The 16132-nt window shown below is 61.5% G+C and carries 14 protein-coding genes; 3 read left to right on the top strand and 11 right to left on the bottom strand.

What is annotated here, in order from left to right; translation table 11 throughout:
- Positions 1-125 precede the first annotated feature (125 nt).
- On the top strand, positions 126-1451 hold the full coding sequence (locus QHC67_RS08575) for an amino acid permease (RefSeq protein WP_319293479.1): 1326 nt from the start codon (positions 126-128) through the stop codon (positions 1449-1451).
- Here the strand turns inward: QHC67_RS08575 and QHC67_RS08570 are convergent.
- From QHC67_RS08570 to QHC67_RS08560, 3 genes are read right to left on the bottom strand one after another with little or no spacing between them, the layout of a single operon-like run.
- The gene (locus QHC67_RS08570) at positions 1413-3014 is read right to left on the bottom strand and encodes an NAD(P)/FAD-dependent oxidoreductase (RefSeq protein ID WP_319293235.1); all 1602 of its coding nucleotides are present in this window, start codon (positions 3012-3014) and stop codon (positions 1413-1415) included. The two genes, QHC67_RS08575 and QHC67_RS08570, sit on opposite strands and share 39 nt — an antisense overlap.
- Positions 3011-4156, bottom strand: a complete 1146-nt coding sequence (locus QHC67_RS08565) for an aromatic ring-hydroxylating dioxygenase subunit alpha (RefSeq protein ID WP_319293234.1) — start codon at positions 4154-4156, stop codon at positions 3011-3013. Before QHC67_RS08565 ends, QHC67_RS08570 begins: the two co-directional genes overlap by 4 nt.
- Positions 4157-4200: 44 nt before the next feature.
- Entirely contained in the window at positions 4201-5577 is a 1377-nt protein-coding gene (locus QHC67_RS08560; protein WP_319293233.1) for a M20/M25/M40 family metallo-hydrolase, read from the bottom strand.
- A 530-nt stretch (positions 5578-6107) separates the two neighbouring features.
- Between QHC67_RS08560 and QHC67_RS08555 the strand changes: the two genes are divergently transcribed.
- Complete coding sequence (locus QHC67_RS08555) at positions 6108-6428, top strand: hypothetical protein (protein ID WP_319293232.1); 321 nt, start codon at positions 6108-6110, stop codon at positions 6426-6428.
- 212 nt (positions 6429-6640) lie between these two features.
- Here QHC67_RS08555 and QHC67_RS08550 read toward each other — a convergent pair whose 3' ends face one another.
- Entirely contained in the window at positions 6641-7243 is a 603-nt protein-coding gene (locus QHC67_RS08550; RefSeq protein WP_319293230.1) for an alpha-ketoglutarate-dependent dioxygenase AlkB, read from the bottom strand.
- Positions 7244-7373: 130 nt separating this feature from the next.
- Here QHC67_RS08550 and xth point away from each other — a divergent pair, with 130 nt between their 5' ends.
- The gene (gene xth, locus QHC67_RS08545) at positions 7374-8147 is read left to right on the top strand and encodes an exodeoxyribonuclease III (protein WP_319293228.1); all 774 of its coding nucleotides are present in this window, start codon (positions 7374-7376) and stop codon (positions 8145-8147) included.
- On the opposite strand, the gene QHC67_RS08540 is transcribed toward xth, so the two are convergent.
- The 7 genes from QHC67_RS08540 to QHC67_RS08510 all read right to left on the bottom strand — a co-directional run bounded on the left by QHC67_RS08540 (position 8144) and on the right by QHC67_RS08510 (position 16073).
- Entirely contained in the window at positions 8144-9463 is a 1320-nt protein-coding gene (locus QHC67_RS08540) for an oligosaccharide flippase family protein (protein ID WP_319293226.1), read from the bottom strand. The two genes, xth and QHC67_RS08540, sit on opposite strands and share 4 nt — an antisense overlap.
- Positions 9460-11082 carry a glycoside hydrolase family 44 protein gene (locus QHC67_RS08535; protein WP_319293224.1) on the bottom strand — a complete coding sequence of 541 codons (1623 nt, stop codon included), beginning with the start codon at positions 11080-11082 and terminating at the stop codon, positions 9460-9462. The genes QHC67_RS08540 and QHC67_RS08535 overlap by 4 nt, the downstream gene beginning before the upstream one ends.
- Positions 11079-12446, bottom strand: a complete 1368-nt coding sequence (locus tag QHC67_RS08530; RefSeq protein WP_319293222.1) for a hypothetical protein — start codon at positions 12444-12446, stop codon at positions 11079-11081. Before QHC67_RS08530 ends, QHC67_RS08535 begins: the two co-directional genes overlap by 4 nt.
- A gap of 8 nt (positions 12447-12454) precedes the next feature.
- Positions 12455-13582: a glycosyltransferase gene (locus QHC67_RS08525; RefSeq protein ID WP_319293220.1), complete on the bottom strand. Its 1128-nt coding sequence runs from the start codon at positions 13580-13582 to the stop codon at positions 12455-12457.
- A gap of 248 nt (positions 13583-13830) precedes the next feature.
- The gene (locus QHC67_RS08520) at positions 13831-14379 is read right to left on the bottom strand and encodes a pseudouridine synthase (RefSeq protein WP_319293218.1); all 549 of its coding nucleotides are present in this window, start codon (positions 14377-14379) and stop codon (positions 13831-13833) included.
- A 7-nt stretch (positions 14380-14386) separates the two neighbouring features.
- Positions 14387-15535, bottom strand: coding sequence for a cupin domain-containing protein (locus QHC67_RS08515; RefSeq protein ID WP_319293216.1), 1149 nt, complete (start codon positions 15533-15535; stop codon positions 14387-14389).
- Positions 15536-15668: 133 nt separating this feature from the next.
- Positions 15669-16073 (bottom strand): hypothetical protein, encoded by a 405-nt coding sequence (locus tag QHC67_RS08510; RefSeq protein WP_319293214.1) that lies wholly within the window; start codon positions 16071-16073, stop codon positions 15669-15671.
- Positions 16074-16132: the final 59 nt, after the last annotated feature.

Here is a 16132-nt window from a genome sequence, read left to right as displayed (position 1 = left end):
TCGAAGCCGTATAAATCAGAATGACTTCAGCCAGATATCCCTCATAGGAGGAAGCCGGGTTCAAGTTCTGATCCGAATGCCTGACCAGCCTTGCAATTCGGGGCGGCGTGCTGCCTTATCCGGCAGTGACATCACCGCCCCAACACACGCGACACGCGGCGCGTCCCCTCGGTATCGCCGCCTGTATCGCGCTGGTCATGGGCAACATGATCGGGACCGGCGTGTTCCTGCTGCCTGCGGCGCTCGCCCCGTTTGGGTGGAACGCCGTGGCCGGTTGGGCGATCACCATTTCCGGCGCGCTGGCGCTGGCATGGGTGATCGCGCGGCTTACCGTGCATCTGCCTCAAGCCAAGGGACCTCCGGCCATGATCGCCGCCGCCTTCGGCCCGGTGGCGGGCTTCGCGATCGGCTGGACCTACTGGGTATCGATCGTCACGGCGAACACGACCATTGCCGTCGCCACAGTTGCCAATCTCACACCGCTGATACCAGCTCTGGGGCAGACACCGCTGATCGGCGTAGGCGCGGCGCTGATCCTGCTGTGGGGCCTGACGCTGCTCAACCTGCGCGGGGCGCAGGTGGCGGGGTCGCTGCAGCTCGTGACCTTGATCCTGAAGCTTGTGCCGATGGTCGTAGTCGTTGTGCTCATCCTGCTGGCGCTGTGCAGGAGCACCGCCGTCGTAGCCCCCTTCCCTAGCGAGGGCTTTGCGCTCCCTGCCGTAACCGCGTCTGCCGCGCTGACACTCTGGGCGCTACTTGGCTTCGAATCCGCGAGCGCAGCTGCGGACAAGGTTGCCGATCCCGCCCGCACTATCCCGCGCGCCACGATGATCGGCACGGCGGCGACAGGCGCGATCTACCTGCTTGTCTGTTCCGGAATAGCCCTGCTGCTGCCCATGGCGAAAGCACAGTCGGCGTCGCCCTTTGCCGCGTTCGTGTCGCACTATTGGGCGCCCGGCCCGGCCAGTTTGATCGCGCTGTTCGCCTCGATCAGCTGCCTCGGCGCACTGAACGGATGGACATTGCTGCAGGGCGAAGTCCCCCTGGCAATGGCGCGCAATGGCGAGCTGCCCGCATGGCTCGCCATGACGGATGCGAGGGGAACGCCGGTGCGGGCATTGATCGTCTCCAGCATATTTGCAAGCCTGCTGCTGATCGCCAACAGCCTGCAAGGCCTCGTTGCGATCTTCACGGCCATGGCGCTGCTCTCCACATCCGCGACATTGTGGCTATACCTCGCCTGCGCTGCGGCGGCGCTGCGGTTCCGGGTCGCGCTACCGGCTGCCGGGCTTGGTCTGATCTACGCGCTGTGGACGTTGTGGGGCGCTGGAATTTCGGTCAGCGGATTGAGCCTGGTCCTGATGTTGGCGGGCTTGCCGCTATACTGGTGGACACGCCGCAGCACTTCACTCTCATCGCCCGCGCAGCTTCCCGAAGATACTGCCGGCTGACAACGCTGCCCGCGCCGCATTATGCCCCGGCGCTCCAGTAACGCCGCCGCCGGGATGCGTCCCCGCACCACACATGTAGAGCCCCGCCACCGGCCCGCGATAACTGCCATGGCCAAGCACCGGCCGCGCCGCCCAAAGCTGGTCGAGGCTCATATTGCCATGCATGATGTCGCCGCCCGATAGTCCGAACTTGCGTTCGAGTCCCTTGGGGCTGAGCCGCGTCTGCGCAATGATCGAGGCGCGGAAGCCGGGCGCGTGCTTCTCCACCGTATCGATGATGCAATCCGCCGCAGCCTCCTCTTCATCGTCCCAGTCCCGCCCATCCGGCAAGACCGGCGCGAACTGCTGGCAGAAGAGGCTCGCCACGTGGCATCCCGGCGGGGCGAGGCTGTCGTCCACCGTGGAAGGGATCAGCATCTCGACGATCGGCGCCTTCGACCAGCCATGAACCTTCGCATCAATGAAGGCGCGATCCATATAGTCGAGCGTCGGCGCGATGATGATGCCCGACTGATGATGCTCGCCCGGCTCTGGAAGGCTCGCAAAGCGCGGCAGTTCGGACAGCGCCACGTTCATGCGGAAAGTGCCGGAGCCCGCCTTGAAGGCCCTGATGCGTTTCAGGAAGTCGGCCGGCAGGTCCGACGGCGTCATCATCTTCTCATACAGAAGCTTTGGCCCGACATTGGCGATAACGCGCTTGGCGGCAATTTCCTTGCCGGAGACGAGCCGCACACCCGCTACCCGGTGGCCATCCACCAGCACCTGATCGACATGGCTCTCAAGGCTGATCTCTACGCCCATATCCCGGCATACCTTTGCCATGATCTGCGTGATCGTGCCCATGCCGCCGACGCAATGGCCCCATGCGCCCTTCTTGCCGTTCACTTCGCCAAAGACGTGGTGGAGAAGCACATAGGCGCTGCCGGGCGTGTCGGGCGATGCGTAATTGCCGACCAAGGCATCGAAGCCGAACGCGGCCTTTACCGCTTCGCTCTCGAACCAGCTGTCGAGAAAGGTGCGCGCGGATTTGGTGAAGAGGTCGAGCACGTCGCGTTGCTGTTCGATGCCGAGCTTTGAGAGCGCACGTCCCTGCATCGCGCCATCATACAACGCGCGCAGACCATCGCCGATATTCGGCGGCGCTTTCAAAGCCAGGCCGCGCAGCACTTCGGCCACATTCTCCAGCGCCGCATAATAGGCAGGCAGAGCCGCAGCATCTGCCCTGGAGAATCGCGCAAATTCCGCCTGCGTGCGCTCAAGCCCGCCGCCCAGCATCAGATAACCGCCATCGTCCTGCGGCAGGAAATTGGAAACCGGCCGCTCGATCACGCGATAGCCATGGTCGGCCAGCCGCATGTCCCGAATGACCTTGGGCTGAAGCAGGCTCACCGTATAGCTGGCGACGGAATTGCGGAAACCGGGGTGGAACTCCTCCGTCACGGCCGCGCCGCCCACGACATCGCGACGCTCGACGATGCGGACCTTCAGGCCCGCGCGCGCCAGATAAAAGGCGCAGACGAGACCATTATGCCCCGCGCCGATGATGAGGGCGTCATAGGTCATGCTCTGCTCCATCCATTGCGCGGTCGCCGTTCCTCCCGCGCCTGTGGGATCAACGCGCGCAATTTGGCGCAGAAGGACCGCAGGCAGACTTCGCTTTGCCCGAGCGGCCCGATAGTGAAGCTGCGCGATGCCATGCCGTCCTGCACCCGCGCGATCAGCTGCGTATCCTCGGCATTCACCTGCCGGTTGATCCGCCAGTTGAGGTAGCGCGCCGCCTTCATCTCCCTGCGATCATCCGGCAGGACATAGCTGATTTCGCGGATCAGGGTCTCGGTCGGGCTGACGGGCAGGAACTGCATGAAGTCCACCTGATCGGGGTAGATGTCGAAGGCGACATTGGGCCACAGCTTGAAATAGAGCCAGCGCCTCTGCGCCGTTTCGGGCAGATGCGGCACAGGCGGCAATAGCGTCTGATACAGCCGCTCGGACCAGTTCACGGACGGCCGGTCGATGAGGTCGCCCCACATCCGGTCGACATGCGTTTCCGCCTCTACGCCATAGCTTCGCCCGAACAGGCGTGTGAGGCCGGGATGCGCAACGGGGATGTGGAGGCCGTCCGAATAGTTGTCTGCCACATTCTTCCAATTGACCGAGCGCGGCCGAAGCGTAACGCGGCCGAAAGCCGTCAGCTCCTCGAATCGATAAGGCGCGATCTGGTCTTCATAAGGCGCCATCATCTGCGCAACGGCCGGGCCTTGACTAACGAGCCGCACGAAGATGAAGCCGCGCCAGATTTCCATGTCCACCGGGCTCAGGCTGTGCCGCGACGTGTCCAGTCCCGGATAGTCGCTCTTCTGCGGCACACCGGATAGCCGTCCATCGAGATCGTAGGTCCATGCATGATAAGGGCAAACCAGCTTCTTCGCACAGCCGCTCGATCCATCCAGAATGCGGGATCCGCGGTGGCGGCATACATTGGTGAAGGCGCGGACGACGGCATCCTCTCCACGCACCACAACGATGCTTTCGCCGAGATATTCGAGCGTGTGCCAATCACCCTTCTCCGGAATGTCGCTAAGGTGGCAGACCAGTTGCCAGCTGGGAGCAAACACGCGGTCCTGCTCCGCCCGAAAGAAGTCCCGGTCGTCGTAGGTCCAGGCAGGCAAACTCCAGCCTTCGAGCAGATCAGATAACGGCATCATTGTTGCACAGTCGTAAAACAGTGCGATGTCTTGCGCAAGCGCCGCTACTTCGAAAGCATCTTCAGCATGATGTCCCATTGCTGCAGCGCGCCCGGAATACCATCCACCGGCACGCGCTCGTTCAGGCCATGGGCAAAGCCATCGCTGGCTTTCTGAAAGAGGCTGCTCACGCCATAGCTCGGTACGTCCGATGCCCGAAAATACAAGCTGTCGGTCGCTCCAGAGATCATGCTGGGCGTGACCTCCAGTCCCGGATAGCGCGCCTGCACAGCCTTGGTGACTGCGGCGATTACATCCTTGCGCAGCGGCGACGCGTCGCTGGCGAGCGGCTCGCCAAGGGTGGTGATCGTGGCGCTGTCGTCCGCGATGACCTTGGTCAGTTCCGCCTTGACCGATTCAATGCTGACGCCGGGGAATATCCGGCAGTTTACGCTGACCGTAGCGCGCTGCGGCAGGGCGTTCAGCGCGTGCCCGCCACTCAGCATCGTCGCGACGCAGGTCGTCCGGATCTGCCCCACGAGCTCCGGCTTCGACGAGAGCACAGCCGCCGCTTCGGCATCCTGCGGGTTCGCGGCATAGCGCGCCATTGCGGCGCCTGCCTCGCCAGCGATCCGCCTCGACCCCGCCCGCATGGAGGCCCGCGTCAACTCGTTCGCCATTGGCGCGAACTGATAGCTGGCGATCCGGTCCAGAACCTTTGCAAGGCGATAGATCGGGTTGGTCGCCGTGGGCGCGCTGCTGTGGCCCCCCGCATCGGTGATCGCGATCTCGAAATCGGCATAGGTCTTCTCGCCCGCTTGCAACTGGAACAGCGCCGGCTTGCCGTCTTCTCCGATCAGGCCGCCCCCGCCGTCGCCATTCAGCAGCAGCTCCGCATTCTTGTACTTCTGCGCGAGAGCGCGAGTCGTCGCCATCTGCGTCTCCTCGTCTCCCGACAGCAGCAGGATGACGGTCCGGCGCGGTTTGAATCCATCGCGCTTCAGCTGCGCCAGCGTCGTCACCATCATGGCGACGTCATATTTATTGTCCTCCGCCCCGCGCCCGAAAATATAGCCATTCTCCTCGACGGCCACGAACGGATCGCGCGTCCAGTCTCTCCGATCTGCCGCGACCACATCCATATGCCCAATCATCAACAGCGGCTTCAGCTTCGGGTCGCTGCCTTTCAGAGTGGCGGCCAGCGTCGCGGTTTCGCCTATTGGCGTGATTGTGATGTCGGCATCGGCGAAACCGGCATCCTTCAGCACGGACGCATAATAGTCCGCCAGCTTGGGCACCTGCCCCTCGCCCTCGACGGTCTTGAACGCCACCGACCGGAGCAGGACTCGCTTGGCGAGAGCGGGATCGGCAGCAGCGTGCGCGGGCGCGGCCAACATCAGTATCGTGGCTGCAACACCCAGCTTCATCCAGCGGCGGTTCATGCAAGCTCCTATGGTATCGGCTGAAAGCTGCAATGTTGCACAGGGTCGGGGCAAGTCCAACGATCATTACGCAGCAATAACCGGCGCTCGACATTTTCTCCGCCAACAAAAAAAATCACGCCAATATCCGAGCGATAGGATCGGCTTACCGCCTGGACGGCTACACTCGTCGAACCGAGCGGAACCGCGGGCATCGACCGGCATTTAGATGGCATGACACTCTATCGCTACGTGACGCCCACACGGTCGGGCAAATGGTATCCAAGCATCGAAGCCGCACAGAAAGCCGCCAACAAGATCGGTGCAGGCTTTTGGGATGACAGGAGCGGCGCGTTCTATTGCTACCCGCAAGTTCGGCTGGAGACCCGGCCTTCCTGTTTGAGCCGCCCGAACCTGGCCAAACTCGTTTCCCATACGAATGCAGGGCTGCATGGGAGACATGGCGCAGCTTTAGCCCCGGCTTACATTATCCTTTCCGGAACTCCCAATTCTGATAGGATTTGTACGAAGAACAGCAAGGAGAGCCCGCCATGAACGTATCGAAGACAGCCGTGATCGAACGGATCGCACGCGTTCTGGCCGGGCAACATCTGAGTATAAACGCGCTGGGTCACGAATCCTCGGCGGCGCCCGATGTGGACAGCGCCTGGCCCGATTACTGCGACGATGCGTTTGCAGTGCTGAGGACCTTGCGGGAACCGGACGAAGTCATGGCAGCAGCCGGGGACCCGGCCATCTGGGAGCGGATGATAGCTGCCGCACTGGGGCAGAAACCTGCTGGTGCGGGGGGTGTCCACGCGACGGAGGAACCGCCCGAACCGGGCACCGATCCCCTCCACGAAGGCCCCTGAACAACTGGCAGTAGCCTAAAAATGCGAAAGGCCGCCCCATTGGGACGGCCTTTCCATTGTCAGCCGGTATGCGGCCATCAGACGCGGCAGAACCCCGCGGTGGAGACGATGCCTGCGAACTGTGCCGTGACCGGCGTGAGACAATGAGACATTCGACCACCTCCTTTCGTTTGTTGAACAACAACCGCGATATGGTGAAGCGCGACGCGTTTTCAATGGGTTGGTTTGATATTGCGCGACCGACTGCCTCTATCTGATAGAGTGCGAAAGGTGAGTGACCAGCGGGTCGCAGGCAATTCCGTGATGCTGTGCTCCCATTCATGCCGGGCTGCCCCCGCAAGATGATAGACGGACCTAGGCGCGAGCCGCAGATTGGCCCGCTCGAAGCCTGTGACCGTACGCCTCCGGAACCGCATTATCGCTGGCTGACCCAGAGAGATCCCGACGACATGCTCGAACACCGGCCGGTCCCGATGCCACCCGATGCCCGCTCCCGGATCGTAACGCGTCAGCAGCGCCTGCACGAGATCGCCTTCAGCCAGCCCGCTGAACGCCGCCGCCTTAGCCCGCACGGGGAGCAACCAGTCGGGCATAGGATCGGCAGGATTGAAAGCCGCGTTGTCGAAATCATAGCGCCATCCAAAGGAAGCCGTCAGGCGCTTGCCGAGCCAGCCCTGAAACCGAAACGGCTGCAGAGGGGCCGCATCGATATGCCCAATCAGTGCGGCTTCCTCCGCCGGCGTCATCAGATCCTGCGCATATGTCAGTCCCGGCACGAGCGGAGCAGCAAAGAGATCGAGTTGAGTTCCGGGCATGACGACGACCAAGGACCATAGGATGGCGTCGATATAGGACGCTCCCGCCCGATGACTAGCATCGCCGCCGGAACATCGGCTCCATTGGCGCGCTGATATACGACCCTCGACTTGCCCGAAAGATGTTCGCTTGAAGATCGCCACCTACAATGTGAACGGCGTAAACGGACGCCTGCCGGTCTTGCTGCGATGGCTGGAGGAGTCGCAACCGGACATTGCCGTCCTGCAGGAGTTGAAGGCGCCGCAGGAGAAATTCCCCCGCGCCGCTATCGAAGCCGCCGGATACTCTTCAATTTGGCGCGGCCAGAAAAGCTGGAATGGCGTGGCCCTGCTGAGCCGCGTCGGAGAGATCCACGAGACTCGCCGTGACTTGCCCGGCGATCCCGATGACGTAGAGAGCCGCTACATCGAGGCTGCGGTGAATGGCCTGCTGATTGCCGGGCTTTACCTTCCGAACGGCAACCCGCGTCCCGGTCCCAAGTTCGACAACAAGCTGCGTTGGTTCGACCGCCTGATCACGCATGCCGCGGAACTGATCGCGACAGGTCTGCCGGTCATCATCCTCGGCGACTTCAACGTCATGCCCACGGACCGCGATGTCTACAAGCCGGAACGCTGGCTGGACGATGCCCTGTTCGCCCCGGAGGTGCGCACCGCCTATGCCCGGCTGCTGGAACAGGGCTGGACGGATGCCTTGCGGACCATGCACCCCGACGAGACGATCTACACCTTCTGGGACTATTTTCGGAACGCCTTTGGGCGCGATGCGGGCCTGCGCATCGACCATATCCTGCTCAGCCCTTTGCTGGCCGACCGGCTACAGGATGCGCAGGTCGACCGGCATGTACGCGGTTGGGAAAAGACGAGCGATCATGCGCCCGTGTGGATCGAACTTTCGGATTAGTGAACGCGGCGCGGGCGCAGCGAACTCCGGAAGGCGGCGAGCGGCACGAAGTCGAGATAGTGCCTGATCGCCAGGTTCGCGCCTACCGCAATGGCGATGGCCGTCGTCACCGTAGCCCATGCCGCGCCATTCGCGCCGAACAGCGGGGTGAAGACCGCGAGCGAAATGCCCAGGCAAACCGCAGCAACCAGGTTGATCCGGCGCAACATACTCCCATGCCCCGCCATGCCCAACAGTTCCGGTGCGCCTGCCGAGAGCATCGCGATGAATTGCCCCAGCAACAGGATGCGCAAGGTCATCGCGCCGTCGCCATAGCCCGCGCCGAACAGTTCCAGTATCGGCCGCGCGCCGATCACCAGCACGATCAGCGGCAACGCTCCCAGCGCGAAGACTATCGCCAGCGCCTGCGCGGATGTCGCGATCAGATCCTCGCGATTGCCCTGCGCGTGCGCGCGGGCGAAGCGCGGAGATACCATCGCGGCGACAGCGCTGACCACGAGGTTCAGGATCAACGCTACGCGCCATGCCAGCGCAAAATAGCCGACTTCCCGCTCGCTGGTGACGATGCCGAGCGTCAACGTCGGCGCGGATGCGAGTAGCAACTGCACGATCTCGGTAGTGAAGAGCGACCAGCCGAGCCCGAACAGCGGCACTCGCTCTCCCGCAGAAGCTCCAACGTCCTTCTTTGGCAGCATCATGCCGAGAAGCACGAAGCCGATCACGGCGTTGATGGTGGTGGACGCCAGCAGCAGCCACAGCGCGCTCGTCACCGTCAACGGCACGATTAGCGCGCAGATGCAGAAGATGGCGGGCCACAACCAGGAATAGATCATCTGGCTGTAGCCGACGCGCATCAGCCCGAGCAGAGCGCCGCCCGCCACCACGCTGAGACAGAGCGGCACGATAGACAGCGCGCCGATCATCAGCGGCCGTGCGAGCGCCGGATTGCCGATCAAGTGCCGCGCGACCGGATCCGCGATCAGGATCATCAGTAGCGTGGCGACGATGCACAGCACGAAGACGGTGCGAACCCCGTTACCGATGATCGCACGTGCGCTGTTGGGCGCATGCTGCGCGATGGCCCGCGCGACCTCTCGCGTCAGGGCACGATCGATACCCAACCGGCCCGCTCCCGCCGCCAGCGTCAACACACTGAATACGATGTAGAACAATCCGGCGTCCAGAACGCCCAGCCGGAAAGCGACGATCAAGTGGAAGCCGTAGCGGCTCGGCAGGTCCAACAGCCGTGAACCCAAAGTGACGAACGCCGCGCGCAGGAAATCCTGACGCCCGCGAAGGAGTGCAGCGATCCTCACGGCTGCGTTTCCAACACCAGCATCGTCACGCTCTGGGGCGGTGCGATCGTCCACATCATGTTCCGGTTCAGTCGCTCGACGGGCAAGGTCTCGACCTTCCGGTTCGCAAGCCTGATAGTGCGCAGACGCGCATCCGCTGGCGTCCGTCCCGCCAAGGCGATCGACAGCCGCGCATCCCTGTCCGCCTGTTTGTTGATCACCAGAACCGTCAGCGCACCATCACCGCTTCGCCGCGCCGCGAAGGCGGACACGCGATCACTGTCCGGCACAGTCACAGGCAGGCTCATGTCGCCAAATCCGGCGCCATTCCCGTCGTAATTCCGGATCAGCTTCATCGCCTGATACGTCGGCGTACCTACTTTCGGCGCAGGCCAGCGGTTCGCCATGTCCAGCCGCTCGCGACCGAAGATACCCCATATGTCGGCCTGCGCCGTCGCCCCGCTCATGCTGTCTTCGCCACCCCAATTATATTCCGTTATCGCAATCGGCGTCCCCGGCCGGTAATAGCGATCCACCCAACCCCTCAGCAGCGACACCAGCGCCACTGGCTGCGCGATCCAGCTTTCCTCGCGATACTGCTTGTCCCACAGCAACCGTGTCGAGCGGTTGCGCAGCAGCTGGATTGCCTGTGGCCCGGCATTGCCCCCCGTCGCATACTCCCCGCCCTGCGGATAGAAATGCACGCTCACCACATCCACCGGTGACCCTGCCGCTTTCCAGCGCTGAAGCAGCCACGGGAGATAATCGATGCCGCCCGTCTGCCGCACCCGGTCGGATTGCGCCAACGCCCCTTTAGCCGCGGCGAGTTGCTGATCGAAGCCACTGTCTTTGTAACCGCCCCAGCCCCACTCCTCCGGCGCGACGATCTTCGCGCTGGGATCGACGGCTTTGATGGTGGCAGCAGCCTCGATCACCTTATCCGCTATTTCCCGTGTATGTGCGCCAACCGGCCGAACATGGCGATGAGTGAGGTGCCAGAGGCTCGGCTCATTATCCATCAGGTAATAAGCGACGCCGCCCTGCGACGCCCTGCCCCACTCTGCGACTAGCGCGCGGATCCATGCCTGCTGGTCGGCAATGGACACCGGCGTCGCTGCGTCGTCAGGGTCATTGCCGCTGATAGGCCGCCGGTCTTTACCAAAGCCGTTTCCGGCATCCGGCATCCATTGGTCGGTGACAGCCTGCGGGCCGTATTTCGCGACGGAAAAACCCGCCAGTGGCGAGCGTTGCGGCCCGAGGCGCGCGACCCACCCGTTCAGAGGGAAAGTGAGCATGGCGCTGGCGCCACCCCGCTTCGTAAGCGCCACAAAGCCGCTGCCGAACTGGTCCCGTACCGGATCGCGCACCGGCAAGCTTTCAAAGAAGTAATCAGATCCAGCATTTCGCGCATCGATCCGCCAGTTGTATAGCGAAGCGCTATTCCCACCCGCCCGGTTCAGCGGAAGGTAGAGATCGCGCAGTACCTCCGCCGACGCAAAGCTCACCCCGTAGATGAGTGGGCTGATCGGATGTCCCGGCGCGGATAAATCGACCTTGATGCGGACGAGGTCGTCAGGCTCACGGCCAGCGGGCAGTAACAGCCCCACCGCCACCAGCAGAACACCATGCCTGCTTTTCACGCGAATCGGCGTCGGCGCGCGCGGAAATCCTTCGCGGCCCAGCGGCAATATACCGCGACCGCAAGGATTACGGCGACTTCTCCAGGCTGCAGCGTCAGAGAGGGGTAAAGCGGCGAGATCAGGATGACGTACAACAGATAATCCTGTAGCGCGGCGAGCAGCGGATGGTCGATCCGGCGGCGCAACTGCCCGAAATAAAACAGTCCTCGGACCGGCAACGCAAGGAGCAGCGCTGCACCGACCAGCCCGAACTCGAAAACGATACCCAGCCAGGTGATATCCGCCAGAAAGAAATAATGGCTGAAGAAGGTCGACATGCCTTTCGAATTTATCGAACTGATCGAGCCGACACCGAAGATCCAGTTGATCCAGTCGCTGCCGAGGAAATCGGTTGCCTTCTGCGCGGTGATGACCCGCACATCCAGGCCCGAATTCTGGCCGGTATCGAACACACTGGCGACATAGGGTACCTGGAACATCGCCAGCATCAAAAGCGGCACCAGAACCAGCACGATCAGCCTACGACGCGGAGTCGTGGCCATCAGCATCGCAAGCGCCAGCGTGGCCGCCCCGCCCAGCACGAAGGCACGGGTCCGCACCAGCCCCATCAGACACGCCAGCACGACCGCCACAAGGATCATCCAGCGTGCCTTGCGCGTCTGGTTCGCCAGCCGATACCAGAAGAACATCGCCACAACGGCAAAGAACATCGGCATCCTGATGCGATTGCCGCGTGCGTCCGCCGACAGAATCGGAGCGTCACCCACTTCGATGGAACTGACATACCAGCTTTGCGGCGCGACGAGCCAAAGCGCGAACAGCACGAGCAACGTCAGCGCGGCACAGATCATGAATGCGACGGAGAGTTCCCGCAGCGTGGGTTTCTGCCAGTACAGCAGGCCGAGGAACGAGAAGAAGGATAAGAGCGGCAACAGCTTGATCTGCCCCGTCAGGCCGGTGACGAAACTTTGGCCAAAAGCGGGAACGGCTGCAAAGCTGGAGATCACCACCAGCCACAATAAAGTGAAGATCATTTGCCGCGTGAAGGGGGAATACGGGCGATACAGCAGCACCGGAGCCAGCGGCAGGGCAATAAGCGGAAACGCCTTGGACAAAGCCCAAAGCGGCGGGATATCCTTGACGTAGTGAAAGCTCTGCCCGAACAGCGGGAGCATCAACACCAGGATCGTGACTTTTTCCCACGCCAGTCGCGCTGGCATCGGCGGGGGCGTCTTCATCCAGGCGAATCGCGCCGGAGAGAAACCCTCTGGCGCCAGCATAGCGGGACCCTGCCCCTCAACGGGCGGCGTTGCCGCTAGTCGATTGTACACATGCGGCAGCTGCGCAGAGGGGGACACCGGCACGTCCACTTTCATTCCGCCGCGACGGTGATCCGCCTCTCGTGCAGCAACGAATCGATGAACGCCACCACGCGAGCGTCAAACACCGCTTCACTGAACCGGGTGGACCGTTGCCAGATATGCTGCCGGTCGAAACGATGTTCATAGGCTTCGAACTCATGCACGGCCTGTACGATTGCTTCGCAGTCCTGCGTACCGAACAGCACGCCTGTAGGCTGATCCCATTCCGGCGCGCAGTCCACGATCTCCAGCGTGCCGCCGCTCTTCAAGGCTATGACGGGCAGGCCATAGGATTGTGCTTCAACAGTGGCGATACCGAAGTCCTCGTCGCCCGCGAACACAAATGCCCGGGCGCTGCGAAAGTGCGCTTCCAGAGCTTCATCGTCAACACGGCCCATGAAACGAACTGTCGAACCGGCCATGGCCTTGAGTTTCGCCTCCTCCGGCCCGCTGCCAACGATGATCAGCGGACGCCGTAGCCGGTTGCAAGCCTCGATTACCAGATCGGTGCGTTTATGAGGGACCAGACGCCCCACCGACAGATAGTAATCTCCGGTAGGCGATGGGCTATATGCCGCCTGGACTGCTACCGGCGGATAGATGGTCGTGCTCTCACGGTGATAATAGCGGCGAATACGCTCCGCCACATAGTCCGAGTTCGCAATGAACGCGTCCACCCTCTGGGCAGCCTGATAGTCCCATTTACGGAGATAGGCGCAACTCGCCCGATACAACGGCCGTGCAAGAGCGGGCAGCCGGGCCTGCCACACCGGAAACTGGTCCCACAGGAAGCGCACGGGCGAATGGCAATAATGCACGTGCAGCGCGTAAGGGCTGATCTTCACGTTCTTGACGGCAGGACCACCCGAACTGATCACGAGATCATAGCCGGTCACATCGAGAGTATGGGTCGCAATGGGATATAAGGGTGAGAGATGCTTGTAATAGTGGCTCGATCCCGGCACATAGTCGAGGAAGGTCGAATGTATCGTTCGCCCTTGAAGCGCAGGCGGAATCTGTTCCTGGGACACCATTAGGCCGAAGAAATCCGCTTGCGGATACAGGCGCGCCAACGCTTCGACGACCTTTTCGCCGCCGCCGTTCGTGATGAACCAGGGATGGACGACAGCGACCTTCATGACCGGGCAACGCGCGGCGCCACGTCATCACCCTGACGCCCCCGTCCCGTAAACCTTAAAGAACTCATGCATCGCACCTGTCGCTTACCGAGTTCTTGGTCATAGATGCAGAGGCTTAATTTTTGATGCACCACGCAGATACGGAGCATCAGGCGCTTGGATGCATGGAAATAGGGAAGTTGATGTAGGACCTTGCTCTCACGGACCGGAGCAGCGCGATTTCCCAGTAATGGCGGGACAGGCTACCTTTAACTTTGGACTTCCCGCCACTCTCCAGGCTGTACTCCATTGATCGACCAGTCGCCTATGCTCCACCGCACAAGCCTTAACGTCGGATAGCCAACGGCCGCGGTCATCCTGCGCACCTGTCGATTACGGCCTTCCCGGATCGTCAGATTGAGCCAGCAATCCGGGACGCTCTTGCGGAAGCGCACTGGTGGATCGCGCGGCCAGAGTGCGGGGTCCGCAATGCGTTCTACCTGCGCAGGGCGGGTCGGGCCATCTTTCAGGGTTAGGCCGCGCCTCAGCTTGTCAAGCTCTGCCTCTCCGGGATCGCCTTCGACCTGCACGAGATACGACTTGGGCATCTTGAATTTCGGATCGGCTATCCGCGCCTGCAACTTGCCATCGTCGGTGAGCAGGAGCAGCCCCTCGCTATCGAGATCGAGCCGCCCTGCCGGATAGACGCCCGGCAAATCGATGAAGTCCGATAAGGTGGGGCGGGCGGTGTCCGAGCCGCGATCCGTAAATTGGCAGAGCACCCCATACGGCTTGTTGAAGAGGATCAACCGCGACACGGCTCTGTCATACCTCGCCAAGCGCCAGGCTGCCCTGATTGAGCAACTTGGTGATCATATCCATCGCCGCATCGGATTTAGACAATGCCGCATTAACATTTAGCGGCTCCTGTGTGCAGAGGCGTTCGGCAAACATGGCCGTTTCATCCCGGCACTCGAAACAGTTCCCGTCCACGAAGAACCATATCGCATGCGTCCCTTGGCGAATGAAGGAGAAGCGGCTCGCCGGGTTGCGGCGCAATGCCACATCGTCAGCCGCAAGTGCGCGAAGTTCATCGATCTGGATGGCCTCCTCCGGCTGCCAATCCATGTCGGCATATTTGGGCGTGCTGTTATAGTGCCCGAACCATTGCGCAAAGGCTCGTCCGTCGAGCATCTTTTCGCTGACCATTGCGTGTAGTCGTGCGAGCGCCTGCGGCGAAATTTCCCCCGGATTGTGTTGAATCTGCAAGTCCGGATCATCATAGCGATCATCGTTTTGCAGATCGCCGAGCAGATGATCGCACCAATGCGCGATTAACTCGCTGCGCAATGGGGCGCGAAAACCAATGGAATAGGTCATACAATCGTCGCCAACCGCAATGCCATTATGTGCGAAGCGAGGTGGCACGTAGAGAATGTCGCCGGGCTCCAAGATCCATTCGTCGGTCGCTTCGAAGTAGGCAAGGAGCCGCAGATCGTCATGCGGCAACAATGGCGTAGCGGGACCGCACACTGCTCCGGTCTGCCAGCGGCGCCTGCCCGAACCCTGCACCAGAAAGACATCATATTGATCGAAATGCGGACCTACGCCCCCGCCATCGGTAGCGTAGCTCACCATCACATCGTCCACGCGCCAATTGGGAATGAAGCGGAAGGGTTCAAGCAAGGCTGCAACTTCCGGGACGTGATGATCGACTGCCTGCACCAACAACGTCCATTCTTTTTTCCCTAGCCGTGCGAAGCGGGATTCGAGGAATGGCCCATGTTCCACTTTCCACGACGCGCGCGTTCGCCTGATCAGGCGCGCTTCGACTTCTTCTTCGCAGGCAAGGCCCGCAAGTTCATCCGGTTCGACCGGATTGATCCACGACTTCCAGGGATTTCTGATCAGGAGCGGCTTCTTCTGCCAATGATCCCGGAGAAAAGCGGCGGCGTCGAAATGTTCAAGTTGCATGGGCACTCACGGAGAAACGACAGGTCAGTTGTTTACGGGCGCGCCGGTCGTCACCCGAACCCGGCAACGGGCAAACGCTGCCATAGCTCTTCCCTGTATTCTCGTCGCGATCAATAACGCGGCCTTGGCTGGCTCAATGAAGGTCTTCTCGCCGGGCTGAGCACTTGCTTGCCAAAACCTGCCTTAGCTTGGCCACGATCACTTCCGGATCGGTGGGCTTGGCCACGATAGGACATTTGGCAAATCGCGCAGGTATGGAGTCGCGACCGTAGCCAGTGGTGATGACGAGCGGAATGGACTGATCCAGAAGATGGTCGATAAATTGATAAGCCATTTCACCATGCAGGTTGAGATCGATGACAGCCGCATCAATCTTCATCTGGCTCTCCTTGAACACGGCTTTCGTCAGAAAGCCATATGGACCTGCCACAGTGAAATGTTCTTCCTCAAGCGCTGCACAGATAGCTTCAGCGATAACATATTCGTCCTCAAGGACGAGAACCCGCCTAGACAATCTTCTCTTTGAGATTGATTCCATGATAGTTCCCCTATTGAGAAGACCTTACGCTATCTTCCTCTCAAAGAGTGAATAATGTT

This window comes from Sphingobium sp. (genome assembly GCF_033795625.1).
Lineage (GTDB): Bacteria > Pseudomonadota > Alphaproteobacteria > Sphingomonadales > Sphingomonadaceae > Sphingobium.
This window is presented reverse-complemented; position numbering and strand designations above follow the sequence as displayed.

Coding starts and splice junctions, on each gene's coding strand:
- QHC67_RS08570 (WP_319293235.1), bottom strand. CDS start 3,014: ATGACCTATGACGCCCTCATCATCGGCGCGGGGCATAATGGTCTCGTC.
- QHC67_RS08565 (WP_319293234.1), bottom strand. CDS start 4,156: ATGATGCCGTTATCTGATCTGCTCGAAGGCTGGAGTTTGCCTGCCTGG.
- QHC67_RS08560 (WP_319293233.1), bottom strand. CDS start 5,577: ATGAACCGCCGCTGGATGAAGCTGGGTGTTGCAGCCACGATACTGATG.
- QHC67_RS08555 (WP_319293232.1), top strand. CDS start 6,108: ATGAACGTATCGAAGACAGCCGTGATCGAACGGATCGCACGCGTTCTG.
- QHC67_RS08550 (WP_319293230.1), bottom strand. CDS start 7,243: ATGCCCGGAACTCAACTCGATCTCTTTGCTGCTCCGCTCGTGCCGGGA.
- QHC67_RS08525 (WP_319293220.1), bottom strand. CDS start 13,582: ATGAAGGTCGCTGTCGTCCATCCCTGGTTCATCACGAACGGCGGCGGC.
- QHC67_RS08515 (WP_319293216.1), bottom strand. CDS start 15,535: ATGCAACTTGAACATTTCGACGCCGCCGCTTTTCTCCGGGATCATTGG.
- QHC67_RS08510 (WP_319293214.1), bottom strand. CDS start 16,073: ATGGAATCAATCTCAAAGAGAAGATTGTCTAGGCGGGTTCTCGTCCTT.